Source organism: Stenotrophomonas sp. PS02300, from assembly GCF_029959395.1.
GTDB classification, from domain to species: Bacteria; Pseudomonadota; Gammaproteobacteria; order Xanthomonadales; family Xanthomonadaceae; genus Stenotrophomonas; species Stenotrophomonas maltophilia_AD.
On record NZ_JASCOP010000197.1, the window covers coordinates 1 to 4,848 of the forward strand.

Genomic DNA, 4,848 nt, shown 5'->3' on the forward strand with positions numbered 1-4,848 from the left:
TATTATAAGAGGGGGCCCAAGCCGAAAGAGAACTCAACCACAAGCGGGCCCGCAGCCCGCGGCCCGCTTTTTCTGCAGCTCAGCCGCCCGGCGCCGCTTGGCCCGCCGGCGCCGCGATCCAGCGATCGATCTTCGCTTCCAGGATATCCAGCGGCATGGAGCCATCGCGCAGCACCTCGGCATGGAACCGGCGCGGGTTGAACCCCGCACCCTGCGCCGCCTTGGCCTTGTCACGCAGCTCCATCATCTTCAGCTCGCCCAGGCCGTTTGCCAGGGTCTGGCCGGGCAGGGCCATGAAGCGCTCCACTTCCGCGGTGGCATCTTCCACCGGCATGTCGGCGGTCTTGACCAGATAGTCCACCGCCTGCTTCTTGCTCCAGCCCTGCGCGTGCACGCCGGTATCGGCCACCATGCGCGCACTGCGGGTCAACGCACCCTGCAGGTAAGCGATCTTCGCGTAGGGATCCTGGTAGACCCCCAGTTCGTCGCCCAGCGATTCGGCATACATGCCCCAGCCTTCGACGAATGCCACATCGCCACCGAGGCGGCGGAAGCGCGGCAGTTTGTCCAGTTCCTGCTGCAGCCCCAGCTGCACGTGGTGGCCGGGAATGCCTTCGTGCAGGTACTGCGCCGGGGCCGACCAGGTGCGGCGGCTGGGCAGGGCGTTGGTGTTCACGTACAGCACGGCCGGGCGCATGCCATCGGGCAGCGGCGGCTGGTAGCTCACGGCGGCGGCGCTGGCGGCGCGGTCGGCTTCCACCGGCTTGATCTCCAGCGGTGCCTTCGGCAACGTATCCAGCAGCGAAGGAAGGCGCGCGCCCACCTGCTGCTGCAGCTGCTTGTAGCGCATCACCAGTGCATCGGGCGTGGCGTACTGGAAGTCCTTGTCGGTGCGCATGCTGCGCACCAGCTTCTGCTGCGAGCCGCGGATGCGGTTTTCCTTCATCACCGCCGCGATCTGCTCCTGCAGGCTGGCCACGCGCTGTTCGCCCAGCGCATGGATCTGCTGGGGGGTGAGCGTGCTGGCGGTGCTCTGCACGATGTTCTGGGTGTACCAGGCCACGCCATTGGGCAGCGCGGCCAGGCCGTCGGTCTTGCGGGTGGCCGGCAGGTATTCGGTGGCGATGAAGCCGCGCAGCGAACGGTACGCCGGCATCAGCCGGTACTCGATCATGCGCTTGTATTCGGCGGTGATGCGGGCCTTGTCCGCTTCGGGGAAATCGTCGGGCATGTTGCGCACCGGCGCCCAGAAGATGCTTTCCTCGGCGGTGGGCTTGATTACCGCATCCAGCTGCGGCAGCACCTTTTCCATCAGGTCGCGCGGCTGCACCACGCCGGCGCGCATGCCTTCGCGCATGTTGGCGATGGCCTGGTCGAACAGCGGCGGAATGCCCAGCGAGCGCTTGGACCAGGTGTCGTAATCCTGCACGGTGTTGAACGGCTGCGCGCCGGAGCCCGAGCCCAGGATGGCCATGATGCTGCCCAGGTTGTAATACTGGCTCACCGGCAGCATCCAGCCGGGGTACTTTTCGGCGGCCAGCGACATGCGCGCATCGCGCACGAAGATCTGGTAACTCAGCAGGTCCTGGCCGGTCAGGCCGTCCGGGCCGATCTTCTCGACCTTGCCCAGCCACTGTTCGGTGAAATCATGCGACTGCTGGCGGTAGGCCGGCGAGAGGATGTTGGGCAGCTGGTCGTTGTGGCGCGCATCGCCCTGGAAGGTGGCCTGCAGCGGGTTGAGCCGCATGGAGGCATCCCAGTACTCGTCGTAGATGCGCTCGAGCTGGGCTGCCTTGGTCTGCTGGCGCACCAGCGGCTGACGCGCAGGCGCGGCGGCGGGGCGGGCGCGGGGTTTGGCCTTGGGCTTGGCCTGGCGCGTCTGTGCGGCGGCGGGCCGGTTGGCCTTCTTCTTGGCGGCTTCGGCCGGGGCAGCGGCAGTGAAGACCAGCAGTGAGGCAATCACGAGCGCCAAGGCACGGGCGGGGTGGGGCATCGAATGCTTCCGTAAATCCTATACAGACCCGGGAGCTTGCCTGATTCAGCCGGACACGACCACCTCACCGCCTGGCCCATACAGCGTAGAGACACGCCACGCGTGTCCCACGGAACCCATACCGAAGCCGGGGAATCCCTATTCAGCGCTCCCCGGCCCGGGTAAACGGCACGGTCTCAGGCGCCACGGCGCCGCCGGAGATGATGAAGCTCATGGCCTGGTCCACCGTCCAGTCGGTCGGGGTCAACAGCTCCACCGGCACGATTTCCAGGTACCCGGAGGTCGGGTTCGGGGTGGTCGGCACATACACCGCCGCCAGCTCGCGCCCGGTGCCCTGTTCACGGATCACCCGGGTCACCAGGCCCACGGCCTTCATGTCCCGGTGCGGGAAGTCGATGAGCACCACGCGCTGGGTGGTGCCCGGCTCGGTCTGCAGCATGTCCAGCAGCTTCTTGGCGCTTTCATAGATGATGCTGGCCAGCGGAATGCGCTTGATCACCGCACCGAACCAGCGCAGCAGGCGCTGGCCGATCACCCGGCGGCTGAGCACGCCCACGCTGAGGATCACCAGCAGCGTGGCCAGCAGGCCGAACACGTTCTGCATCCACTCCACCCGGACCCAGCCCAGGTAGTGCGGGAACGAGGCGGCGATCTGCGCCGACAACGGCACCACCACCGGGCTGCTGATGCCCGACAGCAGCACGAACACGAACTTGATCACCACCCAGGTCAACCAGATCGGCAGCAGGGTAAGCAGGCCGGTCAGGAACAGGCGCTGCAGGGAGGGGCGCGGAGCGAGGTGGGGGGCTTCAGGTGACATCGGCGCATTGTAGCGGGGCGGCGCCCCGGTTTACGCTGCCCGGCGCCGCAGGATGCGGCCCATTGGGGGAATGCTGTGTTGAGCGTACTGAAATGGATGGGCATCGCGCTGGCGGGCCTGGCGCTGCTGGCGCTGGCGACGTTGGGCATTTCATGGGCGTTGCCGATCCCGGCAGCCGAGCGGCATGCGCTGGAGGCGATGGAAGCCCCGCCGCCGGCGCGCCCGGCGCAGGCCAATGCATTTGGCGCAGTATGGCTGATGCCGTATGACGGTATTGATGCTTCCCAGCGGGACGCGCTGGTCGCTGCCGATGTACAGCGCTTCCGCGAGCACCCGGAGCTGCCCGGTTCTGGTATCAGCCACGCCGATGGCCGCTTCGAGCGCGTCACCGCGGAAACCCGATGGTGCCGGCGCGGCGAGCCCTGCCTGGCGCAGGTGCGTGCGCATGCCGAGGAAGTGGCGGCAGCTCACCAAGGTCACGAGCCGCTGCACGCGCGCATCGCCGATCTTTCGCGCTACCGCTACTACCAGAGTGCGTTCGACGCGGAGCCCAACATGCCGATGCCGGCGATGGTGGTCCTGTTTGATCGCACCTCGGCCCATGCGCTTGCGCATGTAAACGGCGACAGCACCGCTGCGTTGGAGGGCGTGTGCCAGGACGTATCGAGCGCGCGGATGCTCATGGGTGAGGGCGACAACCTGGCCGTGGCGATGATCGGTGGGGCATGGGCCGAGCGCAGCGCCGGGCTGTTCACCGAGATCCTGGCCGAGCTGCCTGCGGATGTTGCGGTGCCCGCAACGTGCACGCCTGCATTCGCGCCGCCGCAGGTGCGGGAGCTGGATCTGTGCCAGGCGATGCGAGGGGAATTCGGGTTCCAGCGCGCCGCCATGGCGCAGGTGCCGCGGCAGGACCAACTGCTCCTGGACAAGCGCAAGACGCTGGCCCGTAGCGCGTGGCTGCTGTCGCGCAGCTGTGCGGATGAGGTGCAGCTACAGATCAAGGAGGACCGGCGGGTGCAGCTGGCGCCGCCGCTACCGGTCTGGACACCGCACTGTGTCGCCAATGCAGTGGGCTGCGTGCTGATCGATATCGCCGGCCCCGCCTACGACGAGTACCCGCGCCGCATGCAGGACGTGGGCGCGCAGCTGCGCATGGCCGGGGCGATGCTGTGGCTGCGCGGGCAGCCGCAGGAGGAGGGCGGCGCAATGCAGGTGCTGGCACGGCTGCCGAAGGAACTGGGCAGCGCGCAACGACCGCTGCGCCTGAGCGAAGACGGGAAGCACGTGCAGGTGCCACGCTTCGGTCCGCCGCGGGAGGGCGTGCCACCATCAATCAGCGCATCGTTGCCATCAGGCTGGTAGGTATCGACCGTTGGTCGATACGTGCCACGCAAGGCGTGGCACTACGCTGCTGTGTATAGGCCAACCGCGCGCCGTCAGCCCCGCGCCTGCGGCTTCAACCGGATGTACACCTGTTTGCGCACGCGCGCCACGACTTCACCTTGCGCATCGACAATGTCATTGCTGAACCAGTGCAGGTACTTCTCACCGCCAGCGGTAGCTGCCCGCAACTGATTCAGCAGCGCCTCATCCAAACGGAACTCAGCGGAAACAGTCCCACGGCCCGGCTTGAGGAACTCAATCTCCCCAGCCCGATCCCACACGTAGTAGTCGCGCCCCAGGTTCTGCATGACGGTCAGCATCCAGAACGGATCGGTCATCGCAAACAGGCTGCCCCCAAAGTGCGTGCCCACATAGTTCTTGTTCCAGGGCCGCATCCGCAGCTCCACCCGGACATACCGGTAGTCCGGAGTGACCTCGGAGACATGGATGCCGGCAAACAGAAACGGCGGCCACAGATTGAGTCCATGGCGAAACAGGCTGGCCTTCATAGCGTGGGCAAGGGGCAGGGGAGGTACGGAAAGCTTACCATCCGCAACCGTATGGTGCGCAATCCGCAGCGCGGTAGAGCCACGCCCTGCGTGGCTATGCGGTGCCGGAACGTAGAGCAGCCACGCAGGGCGTGGCTCTACAC

Annotated in this window: 4 protein-coding genes; 1 reads left to right on the forward strand and 3 read right to left on the reverse strand. The window is 66.9% G+C overall.

From position 1 onward, the window contains the following. Window positions 1-79: 79 nt before the first annotated feature. Both QMX79_RS19980 and QMX79_RS19985 read right to left on the reverse strand, forming a co-directional pair. Entirely contained in the window at window positions 80-1,993 is a 1,914-nt protein-coding gene (locus QMX79_RS19980) for a DUF885 family protein (protein WP_282248336.1), read from the reverse strand. Between the two features lie 142 nt (window positions 1,994-2,135). Then, on the reverse strand, window positions 2,136-2,813 hold the full coding sequence (locus QMX79_RS19985) for a DUF502 domain-containing protein (protein ID WP_282248337.1): 678 nt from the start codon (window positions 2,811-2,813) through the stop codon (window positions 2,136-2,138). A 78-nt stretch (window positions 2,814-2,891) separates the two neighbouring features. On the opposite strand from QMX79_RS19985, the gene QMX79_RS19990 reads away from it, so the two are divergent. Further along, the gene (locus QMX79_RS19990) at window positions 2,892-4,175 is read left to right on the forward strand and encodes a hypothetical protein (RefSeq protein WP_282248338.1); all 1,284 of its coding nucleotides are present in this window, start codon (window positions 2,892-2,894) and stop codon (window positions 4,173-4,175) included. A 74-nt stretch (window positions 4,176-4,249) separates the two neighbouring features. Here QMX79_RS19990 and QMX79_RS19995 read toward each other — a convergent pair whose 3' ends face one another. Then, entirely contained in the window at window positions 4,250-4,705 is a 456-nt protein-coding gene (locus tag QMX79_RS19995; protein ID WP_282248339.1) for a DUF4442 domain-containing protein, read from the reverse strand. Between the last annotated feature and the right edge of the window lie 143 nt (window positions 4,706-4,848).